At 60.2% G+C, this 24,783-nt stretch carries 25 protein-coding genes and 1 other RNA gene; 13 read left to right on the top strand and 13 right to left on the bottom strand.

Annotated elements, in window-relative coordinates; genetic code table 11:
• Window positions 1-100: 100 nt before the first annotated feature.
• The gene (locus ACYQ2T_RS10395) at window positions 101-592 is read left to right on the top strand and encodes an Lrp/AsnC family transcriptional regulator (RefSeq protein WP_404843872.1); all 492 of its coding nucleotides are present in this window, start codon (window positions 101-103) and stop codon (window positions 590-592) included.
• A gap of 96 nt (window positions 593-688) precedes the next feature.
• A complete protein-coding gene (gene ald / locus ACYQ2T_RS10390) occupies window positions 689-1,792 on the top strand; it encodes an alanine dehydrogenase (protein WP_459900392.1) in 1,104 nt (367 codons plus the stop codon).
• Window positions 1,793-3,418: 1,626 nt separating this feature from the next.
• On the opposite strand, the gene ACYQ2T_RS10385 is transcribed toward ald, so the two are convergent.
• From ACYQ2T_RS10385 to ACYQ2T_RS10325, 13 genes are all read right to left on the bottom strand, one after another.
• On the bottom strand, window positions 3,419-3,847 hold the full coding sequence (locus ACYQ2T_RS10385) for a F0F1 ATP synthase subunit epsilon (protein WP_404843874.1): 429 nt from the start codon (window positions 3,845-3,847) through the stop codon (window positions 3,419-3,421).
• Between the two features lie 23 nt (window positions 3,848-3,870).
• Window positions 3,871-5,283 (bottom strand): F0F1 ATP synthase subunit beta, encoded by a 1,413-nt coding sequence (gene atpD / locus ACYQ2T_RS10380; RefSeq protein WP_459900390.1) that lies wholly within the window; start codon window positions 5,281-5,283, stop codon window positions 3,871-3,873.
• Between the two features lie 18 nt (window positions 5,284-5,301).
• Window positions 5,302-6,177, bottom strand: a complete 876-nt coding sequence (locus ACYQ2T_RS10375; protein ID WP_404843876.1) for a F0F1 ATP synthase subunit gamma — start codon at window positions 6,175-6,177, stop codon at window positions 5,302-5,304.
• 19 nt (window positions 6,178-6,196) lie between these two features.
• Window positions 6,197-7,705, bottom strand: coding sequence for a F0F1 ATP synthase subunit alpha (gene atpA / locus ACYQ2T_RS10370; RefSeq protein WP_459900388.1), 1,509 nt, complete (start codon window positions 7,703-7,705; stop codon window positions 6,197-6,199).
• 4 nt (window positions 7,706-7,709) lie between these two features.
• On the bottom strand, window positions 7,710-8,261 hold the full coding sequence (locus tag ACYQ2T_RS10365; protein ID WP_459900386.1) for a F0F1 ATP synthase subunit delta: 552 nt from the start codon (window positions 8,259-8,261) through the stop codon (window positions 7,710-7,712).
• Window positions 8,258-8,836 carry a F0F1 ATP synthase subunit B gene (atpF, locus tag ACYQ2T_RS10360; protein WP_404843879.1) on the bottom strand — a complete coding sequence of 193 codons (579 nt, stop codon included), beginning with the start codon at window positions 8,834-8,836 and terminating at the stop codon, window positions 8,258-8,260. The genes ACYQ2T_RS10365 and atpF overlap by 4 nt, the downstream gene beginning before the upstream one ends.
• Before the next feature lie 86 nt (window positions 8,837-8,922).
• Window positions 8,923-9,339 (bottom strand): F0F1 ATP synthase subunit B, encoded by a 417-nt coding sequence (locus ACYQ2T_RS10355; protein WP_459900385.1) that lies wholly within the window; start codon window positions 9,337-9,339, stop codon window positions 8,923-8,925.
• 154 nt (window positions 9,340-9,493) lie between these two features.
• Window positions 9,494-9,919, bottom strand: a complete 426-nt coding sequence (locus tag ACYQ2T_RS10350) for a bactofilin family protein (RefSeq protein WP_459900383.1) — start codon at window positions 9,917-9,919, stop codon at window positions 9,494-9,496.
• A 54-nt stretch (window positions 9,920-9,973) separates the two neighbouring features.
• A complete protein-coding gene (gene rodA / locus ACYQ2T_RS10345) occupies window positions 9,974-11,089 on the bottom strand; it encodes a rod shape-determining protein RodA (protein ID WP_404843882.1) in 1,116 nt (371 codons plus the stop codon).
• Window positions 11,086-12,876: a penicillin-binding protein 2 gene (gene mrdA, locus ACYQ2T_RS10340; RefSeq protein ID WP_459900381.1), complete on the bottom strand. Its 1,791-nt coding sequence runs from the start codon at window positions 12,874-12,876 to the stop codon at window positions 11,086-11,088. The genes rodA and mrdA overlap by 4 nt, the downstream gene beginning before the upstream one ends.
• Window positions 12,857-13,324: a hypothetical protein gene (locus ACYQ2T_RS10335; protein ID WP_459900380.1), complete on the bottom strand. Its 468-nt coding sequence runs from the start codon at window positions 13,322-13,324 to the stop codon at window positions 12,857-12,859. The genes mrdA and ACYQ2T_RS10335 overlap by 20 nt, the downstream gene beginning before the upstream one ends.
• Before the next feature lie 9 nt (window positions 13,325-13,333).
• Complete coding sequence (mreC, locus tag ACYQ2T_RS10330; protein WP_404843885.1) at window positions 13,334-14,233, bottom strand: rod shape-determining protein MreC; 900 nt, start codon at window positions 14,231-14,233, stop codon at window positions 13,334-13,336.
• Window positions 14,187-15,227 (bottom strand): rod shape-determining protein, encoded by a 1,041-nt coding sequence (locus tag ACYQ2T_RS10325; RefSeq protein WP_404843886.1) that lies wholly within the window; start codon window positions 15,225-15,227, stop codon window positions 14,187-14,189. The genes mreC and ACYQ2T_RS10325 overlap by 47 nt, the downstream gene beginning before the upstream one ends.
• Window positions 15,228-15,373: 146 nt before the next feature.
• On the opposite strand from ACYQ2T_RS10325, the gene mnmL reads away from it, so the two are divergent.
• From mnmL to rd, 11 genes are all read left to right on the top strand, one after another.
• Window positions 15,374-16,342, top strand: a complete 969-nt coding sequence (gene mnmL / locus ACYQ2T_RS10320; RefSeq protein WP_459900379.1) for a tRNA modification radical SAM protein MnmL/YtqA — start codon at window positions 15,374-15,376, stop codon at window positions 16,340-16,342.
• Window positions 16,339-16,815 carry a methylated-DNA--[protein]-cysteine S-methyltransferase gene (locus tag ACYQ2T_RS10315; RefSeq protein WP_459900378.1) on the top strand — a complete coding sequence of 159 codons (477 nt, stop codon included), beginning with the start codon at window positions 16,339-16,341 and terminating at the stop codon, window positions 16,813-16,815. Before mnmL ends, ACYQ2T_RS10315 begins: the two co-directional genes overlap by 4 nt.
• Before the next feature lie 152 nt (window positions 16,816-16,967).
• Window positions 16,968-18,350, top strand: coding sequence for a bifunctional UDP-N-acetylglucosamine diphosphorylase/glucosamine-1-phosphate N-acetyltransferase GlmU (gene glmU / locus ACYQ2T_RS10310; protein ID WP_459900376.1), 1,383 nt, complete (start codon window positions 16,968-16,970; stop codon window positions 18,348-18,350).
• 45 nt (window positions 18,351-18,395) lie between these two features.
• Window positions 18,396-18,626 (top strand): cell division protein ZapB, encoded by a 231-nt coding sequence (gene zapB, locus ACYQ2T_RS10305; RefSeq protein ID WP_404843890.1) that lies wholly within the window; start codon window positions 18,396-18,398, stop codon window positions 18,624-18,626.
• Window positions 18,627-18,641: 15 nt separating this feature from the next.
• The gene (zapA, locus tag ACYQ2T_RS10300; RefSeq protein WP_404843891.1) at window positions 18,642-18,908 is read left to right on the top strand and encodes a cell division protein ZapA; all 267 of its coding nucleotides are present in this window, start codon (window positions 18,642-18,644) and stop codon (window positions 18,906-18,908) included.
• A gap of 22 nt (window positions 18,909-18,930) precedes the next feature.
• Window positions 18,931-19,112: non-coding RNA, 6S RNA (ssrS, locus tag ACYQ2T_RS10295), on the top strand.
• 237 nt (window positions 19,113-19,349) lie between these two features.
• A complete protein-coding gene (rny, locus tag ACYQ2T_RS10290; RefSeq protein WP_404843892.1) occupies window positions 19,350-20,909 on the top strand; it encodes a ribonuclease Y in 1,560 nt (519 codons plus the stop codon).
• A gap of 267 nt (window positions 20,910-21,176) precedes the next feature.
• On the top strand, window positions 21,177-21,647 hold the full coding sequence (locus ACYQ2T_RS10285; RefSeq protein ID WP_459900375.1) for a cytochrome c family protein: 471 nt from the start codon (window positions 21,177-21,179) through the stop codon (window positions 21,645-21,647).
• Between the two features lie 15 nt (window positions 21,648-21,662).
• On the top strand, window positions 21,663-23,678 hold the full coding sequence (locus tag ACYQ2T_RS10280; protein WP_459900374.1) for a methyl-accepting chemotaxis protein: 2,016 nt from the start codon (window positions 21,663-21,665) through the stop codon (window positions 23,676-23,678).
• Window positions 23,679-24,208: 530 nt separating this feature from the next.
• The gene (locus tag ACYQ2T_RS10275) at window positions 24,209-24,589 is read left to right on the top strand and encodes a desulfoferrodoxin (RefSeq protein WP_404843895.1); all 381 of its coding nucleotides are present in this window, start codon (window positions 24,209-24,211) and stop codon (window positions 24,587-24,589) included.
• A 29-nt stretch (window positions 24,590-24,618) separates the two neighbouring features.
• Complete coding sequence (rd, locus tag ACYQ2T_RS10270; RefSeq protein ID WP_404843896.1) at window positions 24,619-24,777, top strand: rubredoxin; 159 nt, start codon at window positions 24,619-24,621, stop codon at window positions 24,775-24,777.
• The last annotated feature ends 6 nt before the right edge of the window (window positions 24,778-24,783 follow it).

Below are 24,783 nucleotides of genomic sequence, written 5' to 3'. Positions count from 1 at the left end.
TGCCCATTAGATATTTACTGCCGTACAAATTGACGCTTACGAAAAATCCTGCTGTTTGGATTTTTTCCCGTGACACCTCGCCTAGCCCAGGATGGACGCCGTGGACCAGCAACGAAAACTCGACTCAACCGACGCCAAACTCGTCGCTGCCCTCACAGAAGATGGCCAGCAGTCCACAGGGAAGCTCGCCGAGCGCCTCGGCGTTACCGGCCCCACCATCCGCTCCCGCCTTAAGAATCTCATTTCCTCCGGCGTGGCACGCGTTGCCGCACTGGTCGACCCATTCCGCGTAAAAGGGCTGACTGTGGCCCTCGTCGGCCTCACCGTCGAAAGCCACAACACCCTTGACCAAAAAATGGAGCAGATTTCCAAGCTCGATAACGTCAACTGGGTCGCCGTCGTCACAGGACGATACGACCTGCTGGTGGAAATCGTCCTGACGGAAGGCATCGACGACCTCTACCGCTTCATTAACGAGGAGCTCTCGCAGATTGGCGCCGTTACTGGCACCGAGTCCTTCGTGGTCATGCAGGCACGGCGCAAATGGGTGCTGCTGCCAAAAGGCGCACGAGACCTGCGACAGCTGCCCTAAGGCATTCCGGCGGCGTCGCGTCTTGCGGAGCCGCCACCGACCTGTGGCTCCGCCCTTTCGGCGGTATCACCAACGCCAAACAGCAAGGAAGGCCCAATGATTATCGGTGTGCCCAAAGAGATTAAAACGCTGGAAAACCGCGTCGCCCTCACCCCCGGTGGCGCCCAGACCCTCATCAAACGCGGACATGAAGTGCTCGTCGAGCGCGGAGCCGGCCTAGGAAGCGGAATTACCGACGACGAATACACCGCCAAAGGCGCACGCATCGTCTCCCGCGACGAAGCGTGGCACACCGACATCGTCGTCAAAGTCAAAGAACCCATCGAAGAGGAATATCACCTCCTGCGTGACGACCTCATTCTGTTCACCTATCTCCACCTCGCCGCCGACCGCCCCCTGACCTCCGCCCTCATGGAGTCCGGCTGTACCTCCATCGCCTACGAGACCGTCCAGTTGCCCGACCGCTCCCTGCCCCTGCTCATGCCCATGAGTGAGGTTGCAGGACGTATGGCCACGCAGGTCGGCGTCCACTATCTCGAAAAGACCCACGGCGGACGCGGTATTCTCATCGGCGGCGTTCCCGGCGTGACACCCGGCGCAGTCGTTATCCTCGGTGCAGGCATCGTCGGTACCAACGCCGCCAAAATGGCCCTCGGTCTCGGCGCGCAGGTCACCATCATCGACATCAACCACCATCGCCTCACCTACATGGACGACGTGTTCGGTGGCCGGCTCATCACCACCACCTCCACCGAGCACAACATCCGCCGCGCCGTTCGCTACGCGGACCTGCTCATTGGCGCCGTACTCATCCCCGGCGCAAAAGCACCCAACCTCGTCACCGCCAACATGATTAAGACCATGAAGCCCGGCGCTGTCGTCGTTGACGTTGCCATCGACCAGGGCGGCTGTATCGAGACTATCAAGCCCACAACGCACGCCGACCCCATCTACGAAGTCGATGGCGTCGTACACTACGGCGTGACCAATATGCCCGGCGCCGTCCCAAGGACGTCCACCTTCGCCCTCACCAACCAGACCATCCACTATCTGCTCAAGCTCGCAGACAACGGCATGGACGCCCTGCGCGACGACCCGGCACTCATGAAGGGACTCAACACTTATCAGGGCGCTCTCACCTGCCCTGCGGTCGGCGAAGCATTCAACCTGCCGACCAAGACCCCAGAGGAACTCCTCTAACCACTCTCTCATTCACCCCCGGTGCGGACCGACCAAACCGCACCCAAAGCCCCCGACCCCCCTTAAAGTCGGGGGCTTTCTTTTGGGATGGAGCCACAGGACATGGTGGGGAGGAGGCGCGATGCGAATTGTGCTCCGCAGGCTTAAGGGCGTTGCCCTTAAGAATCCCATGTGCGGTCACGACGCGTGCCACAGGAACAAGCGTGGCGGCACCCCTGACGGCTTTCGGGGCATGAGATGGAACGTGGGGCGGGGATGCGGGGCGGAGGCGCTGAGGTGGGCGGTGGGATGGCGCGGAACGTGATGTGCTCCGCAGGCTTAAGGGCGCTGCCCTTAAGGATCCCATGTGCGGTCACGACGCGTGCCACAGGAACAAGCGTGGCAGAACCCCTGACGGCTTTCGGGGCATGGGATGGAACGTGGGGGCGGGGATGCGGGGCGAAGGCGCTGAGGTGGGCGGTGCGGTGGCGCGGAACGGGATGTGCTCCGCAGGCTTAAGGGCGCTGCCCTTAAGAATCCCATGTGCGGTCACGACGCGTGCCACAGGAACAAGCGTGGCGGCACCCCTGACGGCTTTCGGGGCATGGGATGGAACGAGGGGCGGGGATGCGGGGCGGAGGCGCTGAGGTGGGCGGTGGGGTTATATAAAGCGTTTTTTTGGGGGGGGCTTGGTGTGTGGTTAAGCGGTGAGAATCCCTGTCACTGGAAGAACAGAAGGCAAAGGGGCATGGAGTACGGATTGGAGAGCGGTATCCTGCAGTGCAGAGACGAAGTCTGAGGAATCCGATGGCACGTGGAGAGGAAGGCCGCCACAAAACGCATTCACCTTCAAAGCGAGGAAAACGAAAGGCTGTCCTCGAATCCCTCCACCCGGGCCGACAACACCTCTCCCCATTCTTACGGCAACACCGAAAAATCTTACCTTCCCAAAAACACAAGCCCCCGTACGCAGACACAGAAGCCACACTCCCACCTCAGCCCGCGCCCACCACAAGCCGCCCCCCTCCCTCCTCTTTTTGGAGCAGCTACCGCTCGAAAAGACCTAAGGATTGTATAGAAAATTCACCTTCGTTCCGTAACCTGCTCTGCTTCTTATCTCTCTACAGCCTTTCAGGCCGAACGACCTCAAAGCACAAGTCGCCTCAGACCGACAATCAAGCGCTCCATAACAATTAGCCTTAATCACCAACACATGGGCGGAAACGTTTTATCCCTTCTCCTTCTGAACACGCGGCTCCACGACACACAAGCCCCCCGTACGCACACAGAACCCACTCTCCCACCTCTCCCCACGTTCACCTGTGCACCCCGGAACATGGGGAACGCTTCAGTCCGGGAACAGAGGTAACAGGTTCTGGCGGCACAGGTTGCCCACCACCACCCTATTTTTGAAGCGGCTTCCGCTCCAAAAACCCTAAAGATCGTTAAGGACGGTATTTCCCTAACAGCTCTGCTATCGTGATCTCTAAGGCCCTTCATCCCTTCAGGCCGAACGACCGAGGAGGTCAAGGCGCCGGAGGCACAATTCTTTCGCCTTCTTGGCTGGTGAGGCAAAACGAAAGGCGGACCACCTTTTGAGGTGGTCCGCCTTTGTTTCGGGGCAGTACAGCGATGGGTTACGATCGCTTAGGACGCTTTGGTTCCGGCGCTGGAAGCGTGTTCCTGGCAATTGAGTCGCGCGAGAGCGCGAGCCAGGGCAGCCTGAACCCGAGCGTTGTCGATTTTTTCCTGCTGCTGTGCGAGGCGCTGTTCGGCACGTTCACGTGCCTTGCGGGCGCGCTCGATATCGATTTCAGCGGCTTTTTCGGCCACTTCAGCGAGGATGGTGACTTTATTAGCGGAGACTTCTGCGAAGCCTCCAGCGACGAAGACGTAGTACGTCTTGCCGTTTTCCTTATAGTACAGATTGCCAATCTTCAGTGCGGACAGAAACGGCACGTGGTTCGGCATGATGCCGAATTCGCCCTCGTAACCGGGGGCTCCCACGTACTCCACGTCCTGGCTGAGGACGAGTCTGTCCGGGGTGACAATCTCAAGATGCAGCGACTTGGCCATAGCTTCCTCCTGTTAACCAGGACTTAGCCCTGGGCCTGACGGGCCTTAGCCTTCTCCAGAGCCATTTCAATGCCACCGACCATGTAGAAGTCGTTTTCATTCATGTCGTCGTGCTTGCCCTCGAGAATCTCGCGGAAGCCACGGATGGTGTCCTCGAGCTTAACGTATTCGCCGGGGGTACCGGTGAACACCTCAGCCACATGGAAAGGCTGAGAGAGGAAGCGCTGGATCTTACGAGCGCGTGCGACGGTGAGCTTGTCTTCGTCGGAGAGCTCATCCATACCAAGGATGGCGATGATGTCGCCAAGGTCCTTGTACTTCTGCAGAATCTCCTGCACCTCACGAGCGGTCTGATAGTGCTCGGCACCCAGGACGTTGGGGTCCAGAATACGGGAGGTGGAGTCAAGCGGGTCCACCGCGGGGTAGATGCCCAGCTCGGCGATCTGACGGGACAGAACGAGGGTACCGTCAAGGTGCGAGAAGGTCGTTGCCGGCGCGGGGTCAGTCAAGTCGTCAGCGGGGACGTAAACGGCCTGGACGGAGGTAATGGAGCCCTTAACCGTCGAGGTAATACGTTCCTGCAGGCCACCGAGGTCAGTACCGAGCGTGGGCTGGTAACCAACAGCGGAAGGCATGCGGCCGAGAAGTGCGGACACCTCGGAACCGGCCTGGGTGAAGCGGAAGATGTTGTCGATGAAGAGGAGCACGTCCTGGCCTTCTTCATCACGGAAGTATTCCGCACAGGTCAGCGCGGTGAGCGCGACACGGGCACGGGCTCCCGGAGGTTCGTTCATCTGACCGTAGATGAGCGCGGCTTTCTCCAGAACGCCAGCGTCCTTCATTTCGTGGTAGAGGTCGTTACCTTCACGGGTACGCTCACCAACACCGGCGAACACAGAGATACCACCGTGCTGCTTGGCGATGTTGTTAATCATCTCCATGAGGATAACGGTCTTGCCAACACCGGCGCCGCCGAAGAGGCCCATCTTACCACCCTTGGGGAAGGGGATAAGCAGGTCGACGACCTTGATGCCGGTTTCGAGCACTTCGATGTCGGTGCTCTGCTCGGTGAAAGTCGGAGCGGCGCGGTGAATGGGGAGCTTCTTGTCAGCTTTGACGTCACCCATTTCGTCCACGGGGCGGCCCACGACGTTCATGATACGGCCGAGGGAGCCGGAACCGACGGGCACCTGGATAGGTGCGCCGGTGTTCACGACTGCCATGCCACGCTGGAGGCCTTCGGTGGCGTCCATGGCGATGCAGCGGCAGACGTTGTCGCCGAGGTGCTGGGCAACCTCGACCACGAGGTCGGGCGCATCGACGTTATTCGGATTTGAGATTTCAAGCGCGGTCAGAATATTCGGCAACTGACCCGCGGGGAATTCGACGTCAACAACGGCGCCGATTACCTGAACGATTTTTCCGTTAGCACTCATAGCAATAATGCCCCCTTCTTATCCATTCAGCGCTTCTGCGCCGCTGACAATATCCATAAGCTCCGTGGTGATAACCGCCTGACGCGTCTTGTTGTAGACGAGCGTGAGGGAGTCGACCAAGTCGTCGCAAGCCCTTGTGGCGTTGTCCATGGCGGTCATGCGTGCAGCATGCTCGGAAGCAGAGGTGTCAAGCAGCCCGCGATAGATCTGGACCTTGATAAAACGGGGCAGCAACTCGGCCAGAAGTCCTTCGACTTCGGGCTCGTAGATGTACTCCGCACCGGAGTCCTCTTCCACCTCTTCGGCCTCGCCGGCCTCGATGGGGAGGATATCCAGCGCCACCGGATCCTGCTTCACCATATTAATGAACTTGCCGTAAACGACGGTCACTTCGTCCAGTTCACCGGAGAGGTAGCCGTCGATGACCTGCATTCCGACCTGATTCGCCAGGGTGAAGTCGTAGTGGCTCATGGCATCGGGCAGGCCCAGAGGCATTTCGAAGTCGGACTTGGCGACAGCGTCGCGTCCCTTCTTGCCGATGCAATAGAACTTTACGGTCTTCCCCTCCGCAGCTTTCTGCTCGGCCAGCTTCAGCGCCCTCTTGATGAGGTTGGTGTTGAAGCTGCCACACAGGCCGCGGTCGGAGGTAATCAGGACGATTGCCGAGGTTTTGATTTCTTCGCGGACTTCAAGGAGCGGATGCGCGTCGGTATCCACACCAGCCGCGAGGTCACCAAGCATCTCGTAGAACTTGTCGGCGTAGGGGCGGAAGCGCTCAATGCGATCCTGAGCGCTGCGCATCTTCGCCGAGGCCACCATATTCATGGCCTTCGTGATCTGCTTGGTCTTCTTGACCCCGGTTATCTTCAGTTGGACATCCTTGAGTGAAGGCATGTCATGACCTCCTCAAGTATTAAGCCTGAAAGTTCTTCTTAAACTCTTCGATAGCAGCACGGAGCTTGCCGTCGATTTCGTCGTCGATGACTTCCTTGGTCCTAATGCCCTCAAGGATGTCGGCCTTGGAGTTGCGCATAAAGTCGAGCAGCTCGGTCTCGCACTTTGCAACAGACTCAACAGGGACATCATCCATGAAGCCACGGGTCGCCATAAACATGGACACAATCTGCTCTTCAACAGGCTGCGGCTGGTACTGGGGCTGCTTGAGCAGTTCCACCAGACGGGCGCCACGGTTCAGCTTCTGCTGGGTGCCCTTGTCGAGGTCGGAACCGAACTGCGCGAAGGCGGCCAGCTCGCGGTACTGAGCCATTTCCAGACGCATGGTACCGGCAACCTGCTTCATGGCCTTGATCTGCGCGGCGCCACCAACGCGGGAGACGGACAGACCAACGTTAATGGCCGGACGGACACCAGCGTTGAAGAGGTTCGGCTCCAGGTACACCTGACCGTCGGTAATGGAGATAACGTTGGTCGGGATGTAGGCGGACACGTCACCGGCCTGGGTTTCGATGATGGGCAGGGCGGTCATGGAACCGGCGCCCAGATCGTCGTTCACCTTCGCGGCACGTTCCAGCAGACGGGAGTGGAGGTAGAAGACGTCACCGGGGAAGGCCTCACGTCCCGGAGGACGGCGAAGCAGCAGGGACATCTGGCGGTACGCGGTAGCCTGCTTGGACAGGTCATCGTACACGATGAGGCAGTGCTTGCCGTTGTTGCGGTAGTACTCGCCCATGGTCGCGCCGGTGTAGGCGGCGATGAACTGGAGCGGTGCCGGCTCGGAAGCGGTGGCCGAAATGATGGTGGTGTACTCGAGGGCGCCGTGCTTGCGCAGGACGTCGGCAACGAGGGCCACGGAAGCCTTCTTCTGGCCGATGGCAACGTAGATGCAATGCACATCGGAGTTCTTCTGGGCCAGGATGGCGTCGATGCAGACAGCGGTCTTACCGGTCTGGCGGTCGCCAATGATCAGCTCACGCTGACCGCGGCCGATGGGGGTCATGCCGTCAATGGCCTTGAGGCCGGTGTACATCGGCTCGTGAACGGACTTACGGGCGATGATGCCCGGAGCCTTCAACTCCACCGGACGGATTTCATTGGACTCGATGGGTCCCAGACCGTCGATGGGCTGACCCAGCGGGTCGATAACGCGGCCCATAACGGCGTCGCCGACGGGCACGGAGAAGATCTTGCCGGTACGCTTGACGGGGTCGCCTTCCTTGATGCCGGTGTCGTCGCCGAGAAGGGCCACACCCACACTGTCTTCTTCAAGGTTCAGCGTCATGCCCATCAGGCCACCGGGGAACTCCAGAAGCTCCATGGCCATGGCGTTTTCCACGCCGTGGACTCTGGCGATTCCGTCACCGACATAGAGAACCGTGCCGGTTTCGGTCATCTCCACCTTGGATTCGTAATTAGAAATCGAATCCTCAATGATTTTACTGATTTCTTCAGCTTTGATCTGCATGGCCCTACTCACCCCTTTTGATCTGTTCTTTCATACCGTGAAGCTGAGCGCGCAAGCTAGCATCCAAAATCTTGTCACCCACCTTAAGCACCACACCGCCGAGGATGTCGGCGTTGGTATCGAAGTCCAGCACAAGCTCTTTGCCGAGCTGCTCGGCGAGTTCCTTGCGGACTTCCTGCTGCCGTGCGTCCTCGAGTGCGACGGCGGTGACGAGCTCGCCACGCACCACGCCCTTGGCTTCATCGAGCAGAGCGCCAAAGTAGGCTTCGATTTCCGGCAGAATGGACAGGCGGTCCTTGTCTGCCAGCAGGAAGAGGAAATTCCTGGCGGTAGGATTGGGATCCAGCTTAGACAGAATCTTCTCCACGATGGCCTTCTTTTCCTCAACGGTGAAGATGGGGTTGCGGAAGATCTTGACGAGCTCCGGCGTGTTCTTCATCGCGGAGGCGAATTCGGCCAGGTCCTTGCCGTATGCCTCGATCTCGGCATCGCCCTTTTGCTGTCCTATGGAGAACAGCGCACGGGCGTACCTGCGTGCTACGATATCAGCAATCAATTGAGCACCACCTTCGTTAATGAATCGTTGATCAGCTTGTTGTGCTCATCGGCAGAGAGCTTCTCCGCCAGGAGCCTTTCAGCGGCGTCAACGACCAGCTCTGCCACTTCGGCGCGAACATCCTGAACGGCGGTCCGGCGTTCCTGCTCGGCAGTGAGCTTGGCCTGGGCGGTGATCTTCTCTGCGCTTTCCTTAGCACCCTCGATGATGGATGCCTTGAGCGTTTCGCCCTGCGCACGGAACTCGGCCAGGATGGCCTCGCGTTCCTGCTCGATGTTGGCGATGTTCTTCTCGACCTCAGCCAGCTTTTTCTCGGCATCTTCGCGACGTTCTGCCAAGTCGGCCAGCTGGGTCTCGATCTGTTTGCGGCGGCCACCGAAGATTTCGGCGATCTTCTTTCCGGCGAACTTGTAGATGATGCCGGCAAAGATGATAAAGTTGACGACACGAAGTCCGAAGTCTTTCCAGTTCGGCCCGTGCCCCCCGTGCGCGCCGCCAGCCTCGGACGCATAAGCGACCGATGCCACTGCCAGTACGAGCAGCAAAGCCGGCACGATTCGTTTGAGCCCTTTCAACGCGAAACCCTCCTTTCCATCCGGTTCTTTGGCTTAAGCAAAAAACGAGAAGGCGAAACCCGTACGGCTTCGCCTTGTGCGCGGAACTAGCCGAGCACCTTGGCCACAACTTTGCCAGCCATGCCATCCACCTGAGCCTTGAGGTCGTCCATGCAGGACTTCACCTCTGCGGCGACGGCGTCACGCTCGGCCTTGAGCGCGGTGGCGGCTTTGCCGTTGGCGGCCTCAATGATGCCCTTCTCCTCGGCAACACCCTCTTCGCGGAGGTTGCTGCGGATATCCACGCCGTTGCGGCGGGCCTCGTCGAGGGCGGCGGAATAGTTCTTCAACTTCTGCTCCGCGGTCTCGTTGAAGCCTTCGGCGTCCTCAAGGTATCCGGCCATCCGATCATTACGCTTTCTGATGATCTCACGGATGGGACGGACGAGAAGAAAGTTAAGAACGACCAACGTGACCACGAAGTTCACAAACTGAATAAAAAAGGTGATATCGAGATCAATCATACGCGCCCTCTCGGAGGTTGTGAATTATTGAGCAAAGTCAAACGGCCTTTAGCCAATTTCCAGCGACCTGTCAAAACTTTTTTATAAACCACCGGCTTTGCGGCGGCTTTTCAGAGGCGCCTGCAACTCGAGAAAAAAAGCACATTCTCGGGCGCTATTTCGTTACTGCAAGGGACGGTTTGGAGGATGCAGAAGAGCCCGTCTGGCGGGCATCGGCGGCGTTTTTACCAGCCTCTGCATTGGGGGCGGCCTTCTTGGTGCCCATGCTGATGCTGCCTTCCATTACCGCACCTTCTTCCATCATGAGCACAGGGGTGGCCATGCTGCCGTCGACGTTGGCCGTTTTGTGCAAAACAACCTTGCCGGTGGCGCGCACTTCTCCCTGCACTTTGCCGCTTACGATAAGCTGGCCGACGTGGATGGTTCCTTCCACGCGTGCGTCCTTTCCGATGACGAGGGTGCCTTCGGACTCCACTTCGCCATTGAATTTACCGTCAATACGGACGGAACCTTTGAACTCCAGGCGCCCCTGGTAGGTGGTCCCGCTGCCAAGAAAGGCATTGATCTCGTCGCGCGCCATGAGTCGCTCCCGATCACGAAGGTTCACAGCAGGCCGCGTTCGGCTTTCGCGCGGCTATCCGCGCTTGAACACGAACCTGCGCATGGAAACGTTCAACACAAGGCCTATGAGGCACAGATTCACCACTGTGGCGCTGCCGCCGTAACTGATGAACGGCAACGGAATGCCCACAACCGGCATCAGGCCAAGCACCATCCCCATGTTGATGAGTATCTGCCAGAAAAAATAGAAAAAGACCCCAGCGGCGAGAAAGCTGCCGAAACGGTCCTTCGCGTCATGCGCCGTGAGGTAAATTTGATACAGGAAGAGGCAGAAAAGGGAAAGGAGAATAATACACCCGATAAAGCCCCATTCCTCGCCAAAAACGGCGATGGCAAAGTCTGTATGCTTCTCGGGAAGAAAACGCAGCTGACTCTGTGTGCCGCCCAAAAACCCCTTGCCCCACAGTCGGCCCGAGCCGATGGCTATCTGCGATTGGATAATATGATAGCCCGCACCAAGGGGGTCGCGTCCCGGATTAAGGAACGTCAAAATGCGCTGCTTTTGGTAGTCGTGCAAAACGAACCACGACAAAGGCATCAGGATTGGCCCCATGATGACCAGTGTTTTGAACACGCGCATCTCCACACCGCGATACAGCACAAGGCCGCCCAGCAAGAGCAGGACAGACAGTCCCGACCCAAGGTCCGGCTGCAGTATCACAAGCCCCGCAGGGAGCATGCCCACGGCAATGACGGCAAACAACCGCAGCCACCCAAGGGGCAGCTGGCCTTTGGACAGAATCTTGGCCCCGATGAGCAGGATGGAAATCTTGGCGACCTCACTGGGCTGGAGGTTAAAGAACCCAAGGTCCAGCCAGCGGCGCGCGCCGTAAATGGTTTTGCCGAAAAAGGGCACGCACAACAGCAAAAGCACCGTCACCCAGAACATAGGCCACGCCAGCGTCTTGAGGTGGCGGTAGTCGAACAGCATAAAGAACAGCATGCCGCCAAAGCCCATCATTCCCCACAGGAACTGCTTTTTGTAGAACGGGTTGACGGACAGCCCGCCCTCCATGCGAAACCCGCTGGCCGAATACAGATTCAGCACGCCCACGGCGAACAGCAAAACCGTCAGTCCCAAGAGGGACCAGTTGATATGCAGCAGGATGCGGCGGTCAATGGGGGTCATTTCTTCTTCCCGAAAAGGTATTGGTAGACGCTTTTGAGGATTGGTCCGGCGGCGGAGCCACCGTGTCCGCCATGCTCCACCATGCAGACGGCGACATAGGTCTTGCCGTCCTTTTCGCCAAAGGCCGCCAGCCATGCGTGGTCGCGTTCCTCGTAGGGCATTTCCTCCAGCTTGCGGCGCTTGTCGCCCTTTTTGAGCTTGAGGCGCACCACCTGCGCGGTGCCGGTCTTGCCGCCCATGACGGCGTCGCGGCGTTTCAGACGCCGCGCCGTGCCGGTGTTCACGGTCTCGACCATGGACTTGACCAGCAGCTCGCGGTGTTCATCGGACAGGGGCAGGTGCCCCAGCTTTTCCGGCTCGCCACCGGCGATGAGCTTGGGGCGCAGGATGTCGCCGCCATTGAGCAACGCGCCGATAAAACGCGCCACCTGCAGAGGCGTCACCAGGGTGTAGCCCTGCCCGATGGCCATGTTCAGCGTCTCACCGCCCTGCCACGATTCGCCGAAGCGGCGGCGCTTCCATTCCCGCGTGGGGATGAGGCCGGACTTTTCGTGGGGCAGGCGGATGCCCGTCTTCTCACCAAAGCCGCAGGCCATGGAGAAGGCGCTAAGCTTGTCAACGCCAAGGCGGTTGCCCATCTCGTAGTAGTAGACGTCGCAGGACTTGACGAGACCCTTCATGAAATCTGTTTTGCCATGGCCCCATTTGCGCCAGCAGCGGAACACGCGGCGGCCGAGCTTCATAAAGCCCGGGCAGTAGACCTCTTCCTTGGGGTCGATGCCCTCGGCCAGTACAGCGCCGCCCACCACCAGCTTGAAGACCGAACCGGGCGGATAGGTGCTCTGAACCACTCGGTTTTGCAGGGGATGCATGGGATTATCGCGCAGGCTGGCCCACTGTTTGTTGGACAGCCCGGTCACAAACCAGTTGGCGTCAAAGCTCGGCTGGCTGACAAAGGCGCGGACTTCGCCGGATTCCGGCTCCATAACCACAATGGCTCCGGCCTTGCCCTCCAGCATGTCCGAGCAGCGTTTTTGCAGGCCAAGGTCAATGGACAGCGTCAGATCCTCGCCCGCCTGCGGCGGACGCAGGGTATGCTGGTTCAGCCGACGTCCTGTGGCGTCCACCTCAAGCTGACGAAGGCCCTTCTCGCCGCGCAGGCGGTCCTCCAGCATATATTCCAGACCGCCCTTGCCCACGTTGTCGCCAAGGCTCAGAGACGGGTCTTTTTCCAGTTCGTCCTCGTTGGCTTCGGCCACGTAGCCCAGCACATGCGAGAGCAGCGCGCCCTGCGGATAGAACCGGCGCGGACGGACAACAATCTCCAGCCCCGGCCAAAACAGAGCGTTGGCCTCAATGCGGGCCAGCTGCTCAAAGGGCAGGTCCGGGACAAGGATGAGCGGTTCAAAGGGCTTCACCCGTCGGCGGCCCTTCTTGAATTTCTTTTCGAGGTCGGCACGTTCCACGCCGGTCCACGCGCTAATCTGGTCCAGCGTGGACTCAATATCGCGGACATCCTCGCGGATGAGGCCGAGGGCGTAGGCGGGTTCGTTAACGGCCACAAGGGTGCCGCTGCGGTCGCGGATAAGGCCACGCGGCGCGTGCAGGTATTCCTGACGCAGCTGGTTGTCGCGCGCCTTCTGGGCGAACTCGGCGCCCTTGTGCACCTGCAGGTACCAAAAGCGCAGGGCAAAGAGGCAGAACAGGCCCCATATCAGACACTGCAGCAGGATGAGACCGGTACGCGGTGGCGCTTGGCCTTCCGGTTCAAAGTGCGTTGGCGCCATGGCGGACCCAATTTTTGTAGATGGCGTAGGCAAAGGCCCACTCGATGAAGAAAATACCGGCCTGCAACAGCCCCTCAGTCATGAGGCGGGGAGTGGAGACGGACAGGTCCTGCAACTGGGCCATCAGTTCAAAGAGGCCCACGTGCCACACGCCCATGGCGATGCCAATGAGCATGACGAACAAAAGGTTGGTGGACTCGAACAGCCAGCGCCCCGCCCAAAACAGCGCGCCAAGGGCGGCGTACCAGAGCAGCGCGGACCCAAAGGCCATACCGCCCGTGCCCTCCTGCACCAGAATCCAGATGCAGGTCAGCCACGCGGCAACGCGGACCTCGCGCTCCTGCATAAGGATAACGAGGCCCGGAGCCAGAAAATCCACGCCGGGAACCAGACGCTGCAGCCAGATTCCCGCAACGGTAAAGAGTGTCCACCAAAGGAGCGGATGCATGTGGGGTTCCTATTTCGCCTTGCTTGGCCCGGATTCGGAGACAACGGCCTCCTGATGCAGAATAAGCGCCTCCTCGACATTGCGCAGGTCCACCAGCGGTTTGGCCCGCACGGTCAGAAACAGCGAAATGTCCGAGCGCTCAACACCCACCACCCGCGCCACGGGCAATCCCTTGGGGAAGATGCCCGCCAGCCCGGAGGTCAACAGCTCCTCGCCAACGGCAAGGGGGGCGTTCTGCGGCACGTATCGCACTTCCAGCATGCCTTCGTCGCTTCGGCCGCACAAAACGCCGCTGACGCGGCTTTGGGAGCCAAGGACGGGCAGCTTGCTGTTGATGTCGGTGATGAGGAGGACGGTAGCCGTGGTCAGCCCGCGGCGCAGGACGCGGCCCATGACGCCGTCCTCAGTGCAGACGGGGTCGTTTTGGTCCACGCCCGTCGAGGAGCCTTTGTCCACGGTGAGGGTATCCAGCACAGCGCCGGGGCCAAGACGGTGCGCAATAACGCGCACGCCCTGCCGCGACCAGCCGGGAACCGGAGCAAACGACATGAGCCGCCTGAGGCGCTGGGCCTCGGCGGCGTCTTCTTGCACTTTTGCCAGTTCCAGCTTGAGCTGGCCCACCCGGGTCTGAAGCTGCTCGTTCTCTTCGCGCACGTCCACAAGGTAGACGTAGTCGCGCCAGAGCGTTGTGGCCTTGTCCACGGTCCACTGGCCGGGCTTGAGCACCCAGCCGACGAACTCCAGACCCGTGTGGCCGGAAATGGCGTCCAGTCCTCCCGTACGCAGATTCCACGTAAACAGACTCAGGTACAGGAACAGAATAAGGAGCAGGGCACCGATGGCCCCTTTTCGCGATCGGAGGTTAATCGATCGTGACCTCCTTGAGGACGTCCAGATTGTCGAGCGCACGGCCGGACCCCAGCACAACAGTCGACAACGGATCGTCCACAACGGTGATGGGCAGTCCGGTCTCCTCCCGCAGGAGCTGGTCCAGTCCCTTCAGCAGCGCGCCGCCGCCGGTGAGCACAATGCCCCGGTCCACGATATCCGCGGCCAGTTCGGGGGGCGTCTGCTCAAGGGCGATGCGGCAGGCCTGAACAATGGCGTCCACCTGTTCGGCAATGGCCTTGCGCACCTCTTCGGACGTGATGGTGATATTCTGCGGAATACCGGAGACGAGGTCCCGGCCCTTGACCGACATTTCCACCTCGTGGGACGAGGGGTAGGCGCTGCCCGCCTGAATTTTGATGGTCTCGGACGTGCTCTCGCCGATGAGCATGTTGTACTTGCGCTTCACATACTGCATGATCGCCTCGTCCATCTTGTCGCCGCCAACGCGGACGGACTTGGAGTAGACGATGCCGGACAGCGAGATGACGGCGACCTCGGTGGTGCCGCCGCCGATGTCCACAACCATGTTGGAGGTGGGCTCGGTGATGGGCAGGTCCGCGCCAATGGCCGCGGCCATGGGTTCCTCAATGAGGTACACCTCGCGTGCACCCGCGCTTTCGGCGGATTCCTTCACGGCGCGCTTTTCCACCTGCGTAATGCCCGTGGGCACGCAGATGATGATGCGCGGCCGCACCAGACGGCGGCTGTTGTGCACTTTGGTGATAAAATGCCGCAGCATGGCCTCGGTGATCTCGAAATCGGCGATGACGCCATCTTTCATCGGCCGGATGGCGACGATGTTTGCCGGGGTACGCCCGAGCATCTGCTTGGCTTCGAGCCCGACGGCGAGAACCTTCTTGCCGCCCTTGCTGTCCTGTTTGACGGCAACGACGGAGGGTTCGCGCAGCACAATGCCCTGCCCCTTGACGTAAACGCAAGTATTGGCTGTGCCCAAGTCTATCGCGAGATCATTGGAGAAAAATCCGAGAACCGTATCCAAGATTCTGGACATAAACACTCTCTTGGGTCAATGAATTCGTGGAATTTCGGAAGGCTGGAACCTGGGTGTGCTCCAGCCCGCAACGTCACTCTGAGTTAGTATACAAACCACTGTCATCAGGCAAGGGGTCCACACTAAATTCTCCCGGATACATATTTATGAACCGTTTCCATGGCCTCTCGGCCTACCTCAAGCGCCGCTTTGGCGGGCGCGTCCATAAAATCCCGCTGGACGCGGGATTCACCTGCCCCAACCGCGACGGAAGCCTGTCCACACGCGGGTGCGCCTTTTGCGACGCCAAGGGCGCGGGCACCGGACTTTTGGCCAGCGGGGCGGACCTTGCGGCGCAGTGGGACAAATGGCGCACCCAACTGGGCGACAAATACAGCGCGCACCTTTTTCTGGCGTATTTACAGTCCTATTCCAACACCTACGGCCCCATAGAGCACCTGCGCGCCACTCTGGATCGCATCACGCCCCTGCCGCAGCTGGCGGGGCTGTGCATCGGCACGCGTCCGGACTGCCTTGACGACGCCAAGCTCGACCTGCTGGCCAACCAGCCCATTGAGGAAATCTGGCTGGACCTTGGCCTGCAAACCGCGCGGAACGACACCCTCGTCCGCATCAACCGCGGGCACACCGCCGAGGACTTTGCCGCCGCCACCCGCGCCGCGGCAGAGCGCGGACTCAAGGTCTGCGCCCACCTCATTATGGGCCTGCCCGGCGAGGACGAGGACGATTTCCTTGCCAGTGTGGACTACGTCAACGCTCTGCCCATCCACGGCATCAAGCTCCATAACCTCTTTATCTGCCCGGGCACCCCCCTTGAGGACATGTGGCGCACTTCGCCCTTTCCTCTTCCCTCGCGTGGGGAGTACATTGAAGCCGTGGTCTTCGCCCTTGAGCATCTGCGCCCGGAAATCGTGGTCCACCGTATTGTCTCGGACCCCGAATCCGGCCAGCTTGTCGCGCCCGAATGGGCGGCCATGAAGCGACCCACCATGAACGGCGTTACCACCGCCCTTGCGCGGCTGGACACATGGCAGGGGCGCGCCCTTGCCCCGGACCGCCCCATGCCGGAGTGGTTTGAGCACGACGTCCCCTACCCACAAGGACTGTTTGCATGACAACACAAACGGAAACCCTCACCGCCGGTCCCCTTGCCCTCACGCTGACATGGTCCGGCGCGCTGCTCACAGGCTCCGCCCTGTCGTGGAGCGAAACCACAACGCCATCGCTCAAGCTGTCCGCCGCGGGCAGTGCGGTGCAGCGCGTGCTGGCAAACTATGTTCTGGGCCGTTCGGTCACGTGGCCGGACCTGCCCCTTGCCGAGCACAAGCTCCCGGCCTTCACCCGCCGCGTCCTTGCCACCCTGCGGCGCGAGGTCCCCCACGGCCACACCGTCACCTACAAGGAACTTGCGGACATGGCGGGCTCGCCCAACAGCGCCCGCGCCGTGGGGCAGGTCATGGGCCGCAATCCATGGCTACTACTGGTGCCCTGCCACCGCGTGCTGAGCACAAGCGGCCTTGGCGGCTACGCCTCGGGCGTGGACCTCAAGCGCGCCCTCCTTGAGCTGGAGGGCGTTCCCGCGCCGTAGGCCTTCGCCCCGGTCCCGAACGGCCCCGCGGCGACATCAAAGACTGGTACAGACACTGGACAACACCGCCGCCGCCACGCTAAGCGGCTGTGGGCGGACGCGCCGCAGGCCGCCGCATGCACCACGCACAGCAATCCCAAGGAATGAAACATATGTCCCAACGCACCGTGAACGCAGGCGCACTGGTCCTCGCCGCCGGAAAGGGCACCAGAATGCGCTCCAATACGCCCAAAGTTCTGCACACCATTCTTGGCGAGCCCATGCTGTGGTACGTCCACAGCGCCCTGTCCACCCTGCCCCTATCCGGACTGTGGACCGTTATCGGCCACGGCGCGGATGACGTGCGCGCGGCTTTCTCGCACCTTGGGCAGGACGCGTTCATCGTGCAGGAGCAGCAGCTGGGTACGGGGCACGCCGTGCAGCAGGCGTGGGACGCCATCTCCGGTGCGGGGCTGGACGCCGTGCTGGTCGCCAACGGCGATACGCCGCTCATTCCCGCCGCCAGCTTGCGCGCCCTCATGGACGAATCCATCGCCCAGAATGCGGACATTGCCTTTTTGACCCTGACCCTCGACGACCCCGGCGCATATGGCCGCGTCACGCGCGGCGCGGACGGCACGGTTGCCGCCATCATCGAGGCCAAGGACTTCCGCCCCGAGGACCACGGCGGCGAAGTGCATGAAATCAACGCGGGCATCTACTGGCTGAACACCGCGACCATCGGCCCGCTCCTCAGCCGCCTGACCAACAAGAACGCCAGCGGCGAGTTCTACATCACCGACCTTGTGGCGCTGGCCGTGGCCGAAGGGCTGACCGTACAGGGCATTAACGGCGGCAGTGACCCGCACCTTTTGGGCGTGAACAGCCCAGCCGAGCTTGTACGCTCCGAGGAACTTCTGCGAAAGCGCATTGTGGACGGCCTGCTGGACGAAGGCGTGCTCATCCGCCGCCCGGACGCTGTAACCATTGGCCCGCGCGCTAACGTTGCCCCGGGCAGCGAGATCTGCGGCCCCTGTGAAATCCTTGGCGAAAGCTCCATCGCCGCAGGCGCAAGCGTCGCCTCCAACGTGTGGATGCACGACAGCCACATCGGCGAGGACTCCTCCGTGCTGCCCTTTTCTCACCTTGAACAAGCCACCGTGCAGGCGCGTTGCCACATCGGCCCCTACGCCCGCCTGCGCCCCGGCGCGCTGGTGTGCGACGAGGCCAAGGTCGGCAACTTTGTGGAAATGAAAAAGGCCACCCTCGGCCCCGGCTCAAAAGCCAGCCATTTGACCTATCTTGGCGACACCGAAGTGGGCACAGGCGCCAACATCGGCGCAGGCACCATCACCTGCAACTACGACGGCGTGAACAAGTTCAAAACCGTCATTGAGGACGACGCCTTCATCGGCAGCAACACCGCCCTCGTGGCCCCCGTAACCATCGGCAAAGGCGCACTTGTCGGCGCAGGCTCGGTAATTACGCGAAACGTCAAAGAAAATACCATAGGCATCACCCGCGCAAAACAACGCGAACTTCCAAGAAGGAAGTAACACATTTCTTGATTTTACTATCTGAACAGGGTAGAAATTTCGCCTATGGATGCACTGAGCCAGTTGGAAGCCCGAATCGATTCCATGCTTGCCAAGAACCGGGTTCTGGAGGAGGAAAACCGGCGTCTTCGGCGGGAGCTCGATGGTGGCAAACGAGAGCTTGAAAGCGAAAACCGAGCTCTGCGCGACGAACTCGAGCGCGAACGGGCCGGAAAGAGAGACGTCCTCGCCAAGATAGACAATCTGCTGGAAAAACTTCAGTCAGAGACTGAATAGGCGGAATATCTACATATGCCGAGTTACACTCTTTCTGTCCTTGATTTGGAAGTTTCCTTCAGGGCAAAGGCTGACCATACCCGAGTTCTCAAGGCAAAGGAGCTTCTTGAGGAACGGTACCGGGAAATCACACAGCACGGTAGACGACTGAGCAAAGAGAAGCTGTTGACATTCCTGGCTCTTGGGCTGGCAGACGACCTGCTCCAGAGCAACCGGAAACTAGAAGAGCTGGATGGAAAACTTTCCGATCTTCTCGATAAGATCGATAATGGCGGGACCTGATTAACGGGCGTCATACTTGCGTATCTCCCTGGGGGGTTTGTGATTGAGGAACAATTTTTGAGCCAACACTTCTAAAACGGGAGCAGCTTTAAGGCCTGCCCGTGTGCACACCCGCAAGACGGGGAGCCTGACGGCAGGTACAGCAGCACCCACCTTGCTTTGCAAGGTTCAAAAGAGTTCCCAACACGGCGCCCCGGGGTAGATATATACATTCTTGGTTGTGGGAGAATACCTTAACCCGGCATGAACGCTTGCAGGATAAACCCTTAACACGCCTCACCCGCCTTTCCTCATGGCCCCTTGCGGGTCTTCCAGCCGCGGCTGCCTCCGGCCGCTCACTTCCGATGTATCGCTCTTCACCCCTCGCCGCTGGCAGGAGCAGAAGCCCTGCCGAAGTATATCGGGTTTGCGGCAACCCGTAGCGCATAAAAGGAGAGTGCCATGAGTTTGGCAATATTGTTCGCCGCAATTGTCGGCGCGGTATTAGGGGCCTCAGCAGGCTATGTCCTGCACAATTACATCTCATCGAAGCGGCTGGCTGGCGCCAAGGACCTCGCCGACCGCATCCTCGACGAGGCCCGTAAGGAAGGACAGGCCCAGCGCAAGGAGTACATGCTCCAAGCGCAGGACGAAATCCTCCGCCTGAAAAAAGAAATGGAGGGCGAGTTCAAAGACGTTGAACGCGACCTCAAAAAACGTGAATCCCGCAACCAGGACAAGGAAGAACGCCTTGAGCGCCGCGTAGAGGAATCCAACCGCAAGGAATCCGAACTCGTCGCCATGGAAAAGCGTCTCTCCCGCCTCGAACGCAAGCTGACCAACCGTCAGGAGCACATCGAGGAACTGGAAGGACAGCAGATGACCAAGCTGGAGGAAATCTCCGGCCTGACAGCTGAAGAAGCCAAAGAACGCCTCATGGGTGAAATCGAATCCCAGACGAGGCACGAGGCCGCCAAGCGCGTCCGTCAGATTGAGATGGAAGCCAAAGAAACCGGCGACCGCAAAGCCAAAGAAATCCTCGCCACCGCCATCCAGCGGTATTCCGGCGACTTCGTCAACGAGCAGACCGTCGCCGCCGTCACCCTGCCTAGCGAAGATATGAAGGGCCGCATCATCGGCCGCGAAGGCCGCAACATCCGTGCGCTGGAAGCCGCCACGGGCGTGGACCTCATCATTGACGACACCCCCGAAACCGTCGTCCTTTCCGCCTTCTCCCCCTTGCGTCGCCAGGTCGCCAAGCTGGCACTGGAACGCCTCATCAGCGACGGCCGCATCCATCCGGCCCGCATTGAAGACGTGGTGAAGAAAGTGGAACAGGAAATGGACGTCAAGCTCCGCGAAATTGGCGAGCAGGCGACCTTCGACGTGGGCGTGCACGGCATCCATCCTGATGTCGTCCGTCTGCTGGGCCAGCTCCAGTACCGCACCAGCTTCTCCCAGAATGTGCTCCAGCACTCTCTGGAAGTGGCCTCCCTGTGCGGCATCATGGCCGCAGAGCTTGGTCTGGACGCCAAAAAGGCCAAGCGCGCCGGCCTGCTGCACGACATCGGCAAAGCCGTGGACCACGAAGTGGAAGGTCCCCACGCCCTCATCGGCGCGGACCTCGCCAAGAAATACGGCGAGGGCAAGGACATCATCCACTCCATCGCCGCCCACCACGAGGACACCGCCCCCACCACGGTGCTGGCCGTCCTCGTCCAGGCAGCGGACAGCCTCTCCGGCGCACGCCCCGGCGCGCGTAAAGAGCTGCTGGAAAACTACGTGAAGCGCCTTGAAGAGCTGGAAGGCATCGCCACCAGCTTCGAGGGCGTGTCCAAGGCCTACGCCATTCAGGCCGGACGCGAAATCCGCGTCATGGTCGATTCCGAGCGCATCGACGACGACAAGACCTACCTGCTGTGTAAGGACATCTCCCAGAAGATTGAGGAGAACCTCACCTACCCCGGCCAGATTCGCGTGACCTGTATCCGCGAACGCCGCGCCGTGGGCTACGCCAAGTAGCGTCAGCGCTCCCAACCAGAACACACGGACCGGAAAGGCTCAGCCTTTCCGGTCTTTTTTTTGCGCCCAGCGCGCCGCGCCTATGTCCTCAATAGAATGCACAATGCCCTTGTACAAAAAAAGACCATTACAGCACGCACACGCAAAAATCGAAATGTGGCAGGCCTTACAACGTATCACCCAAACCCATGCCACAACTCGGGATATTGACATCTGTTGTCCAAGGCGCAATACAGCTGACATGGACTCTAAGAGGGAGGGAATTCCATGCGAATCCGGCTTGTTGCACCGCTTATTCTTGCGTCTGTGGCCCTAATACCCTTGTTCACACGTCCTGTGGCCGCACAGGAGAAGACCTACGTCGGCTCCAAAGCGTGCGCGGAGTGTCATCCCGAACAGTATGACAACTTTATGCGCCACGCCAAAAAAGCCACCTCCGCCCACAGCATCAAAATCATGTCGTCGGACCTCACCGAAGAGGAAGAACGCGGCTGCTACGCCTGCCACACCACGGGATACGGCGAACCCGGCGGATTCGTGAGCTTTGAGCAAACGCCGGAACTCGGCCACGCCGGGTGCGAGGTCTGCCACGGCCCCGGCTCCGTGCATGTGGAATGGGGCGGCGACCCGGACCAAATCCACGGCTCGCTGAGCATTGAGGACTGTGAACACTGCCACAACGAAGAACGTGTCGGCGCGTTCAACTTCAAGCCCATGCTCTACGGCGGGGCGCATTAAAGGAGGTCGGCAGGCATGGGATTCTACAGCAAATCATTGCGGCTCAAGATCATTGTCCCCATCTCCATCATCACCATCTTCACCTTTGCCGTTCTTGGCGTCACCAACTCCGCGTGGCACCGCCACGCCACCACGGACATCATCCACGACTCTGCCACCCGCATCGCCTCCACCCTGCTCTCCGCCATTGAGGAGCCTATGGCCATCGGCGACAACGAGGGCACGCAGATGCAGCTTCGCAAAGTGGCGGACAGCTACAGCGACGTCACCGTCTTCCTGACCAACTTCAAGGGCAACATCACCTACTCCACGGATGAAGAGGCCGTCCGCAAGGACCTTGCCACCATCCGCCCGGAACAGGACATCCAGAACCTGCTCTCCGCCAGCCTTGCAGCCCCGCAGGAAGCGGGCGAACTGCTGCACATTGGCGGGCGCCCCTACTTTGTGGCCGTCAATTCCATCCCCAACGAGGCAAGCTGTCACCACTGTCACGGCGCGTCCCAGCCCATCCTCGGGTCCATGGTGCTCATGCAGGACGTCAGCCCGCAATTTGCGGACCTGTGGAACGCGGAAAAGATGACCATCGGCCTCTCCCTCGCGGGGGCGGCCTTCCTGCTGCTGGCGCTTCTTGGCTTCATCAAGCGTATGGTCATCTCCAAGGTGGTCTGCATCGCCGACATCAGCGACCGCATCAAGGACGGCGATTACAACGCGGAATTCGACACCTGCGGCGACGACGAACTCGCCTCGCTGTCCGACAACCTGCGCGTCATGGTGCAAACCGTGCAGAACCAGCTGGAATACAACAAAAGCATTCTGCACGGCATCATCATCCCCCTCATCGTCACGGACCGGGACGAACGCGTCACCTTCACCAACGAGCCCATGCGCCGCATCCTCGGCCTGCCCGAGGGGCGCATTGCCGGGCGGAAGATGTCTGAACTCTTTGCCCAGTGCCCGCCCGAGCACGCCCAGGTGGCGCGCCGCGTTATCGCCTCGGGCGCCAGCGCAAGCGGCCAGCTGACCTACACGGGGCAGGACGGCGCGCAATACCCCTTGCACTACGAAGTTTCGCCCCTCACGGACGCCAACGACGCCGTGGTCGGCGCCATCGCCACCATGATTGACCTGACGCAGGAGGAAGCCGACAAAGAGCGCATCCGCGCCCAGCGCGAGAACCTGCTCCACGTGGCGGATGACGTCACCGAGGTCGCCACAGCCCTTACCGCCTCGGCGGACCAGCTGGCGCACCAGATGCAGGAACTCATGAACGGCATGGAACAGACCTCGGCCCAGACCGGGCAGGTGGCGGCCGCCATGGAGGAAATGAACGCCACGGTTCTGGAGGTTGCCCAAAACGCCGGGCGCGCCGCCGAGGCCTCAACCTCTGCCAGCGGCGTGGCCAAGGACGGCGGGCAGGAAGTGGAAAACACCGTCATGGAAACGCGCCAAATGGCCGAGACAACGCAGGGCCTTGCCCAAAGCCTTGGCAGCCTGTCCGAACGCGCCGAGGACATCGGCCACGTTATGAGCGTTATTAATGATATCGCGGACCAGACCAACCTGCTAGCGCTCAACGCCGCCATAGAGGCCGCCCGCGCGGGCGAGGCCGGGCGCGGATTTGCCGTGGTGGCGGACGAAGTGCGCAAGCTGGCGGAAAAGACCATGCAGGCCACCCGCGAGGTGGACGGCGCCATCCGCGGCATTCAGGAAAGCGCCCACGACGCTGTCTCCGCCATGGACCAAACCCGCGACCGCGCAACCCACACCCAGTCCCTGGCCTCCAACGCGGGCTCCGTGCTGACGCGCATCGTCTCCCAATCCGATTCCATAGCGGACATGGTGCGCTCCATTGCCACGGCGGCGGATCAACAATCCTCCACCAGCGATGAAATCAACGCCAATGTCTCCAGCATCAATGAATTGTCGCAGGATATCTCCCAGCGCATATCCACGGCCAACGCGTCCATTCAGGATGTGGCGGGCATGGCAAAGCAGCTGAGCACTTTGGTGGAGAAATTCCGCGAATAAGTCCGGTTCTCCAAGCCGCCCGCATGCTGCATGCCATGGTTCCCCACCGCCACGCGCATGCAGCATGCGGGCACTTTTCCCCAACTGCGTAGGTAGCGCACAGTTCCTCCCAGCAGTACTGCACGGCATCCCGTGCGACTCTCCGTCCTTTCAAATGTTCATTTCCTGTCAGGAAAGCGTGTTGATAGAGCCCCACCTTTTGCGTATATAGTGTTGGTGAATCCTTAAAGAGACGGTTTTCCTCTTTTTCCGAGGCGTTCCATCTCTTCGGCATTTGAAAAATGCCCAGATTGTGGCAGACTACCTTCCAACTCCTAGGGGGATGATGGGATTTCAATGCCAACACATCACAACACGGCGCACCACAGTCAGCGCCGCACCTCACCGCACCGCGCGCATTTGGAATGCCCTGCCATCACGAAGGAATTTGGAAAATTCCTGCCCAAACCCCTTGTCAAAGGCCATCTTAATCGCTAATGGTTCCTAATACCAACTGCGAATCACCTGCAATGAAAAGACAGGAGGAAACCATGCCCGAAGTATTAGAAGTCTACAAATGTGAAGCATGTGGAAACATTGTGGAAGTGCTGCATGGTGGCGCAGGCGAACTGGTCTGCTGTGGCGAGCCCATGAAGAAGTTCGCTGAAAACACCGTGGATGCCGCCAAAGAAAAGCACGTGCCTGTCATTGAAAAGACAGCCGACGGCTATAAAGTGAAGGTTGGCGATGTGGCCCACCCCATGGAAGAAAAGCACTACATCGAGTGGATTGAACTCATCGCGGACGGCAAAGCCTACCGCCAGTTCCTGAAGCCCGGTGACGCACCCGAAGCCACCTTCTGTATTTCCGCCAGCTCCGTGACGGCCCGCGAATACTGCAACCTGCACGGCCTGTGGAAGGCCGAGAGCTAAGCCCCCAGCGGCAAAAGGAGATTTCCCTCATGGCCAAGTATGTTTGCACCCTGTGCGGCTATGTGTACGACCCCGCCGAAGGCGATCCCGATAGCAACATCGCCCCCGGCACCGCCTTTGAAGACCTCCCCGATGACTGGGTCTGCCCCATCTGCGGCGCAGGCAAGGAAGACTTCGAAAAAGAATAGCATCCA

The organism is Desulfobaculum senezii (genome assembly GCF_054657395.1).
This window is presented reverse-complemented; position numbering and strand designations above follow the sequence as displayed.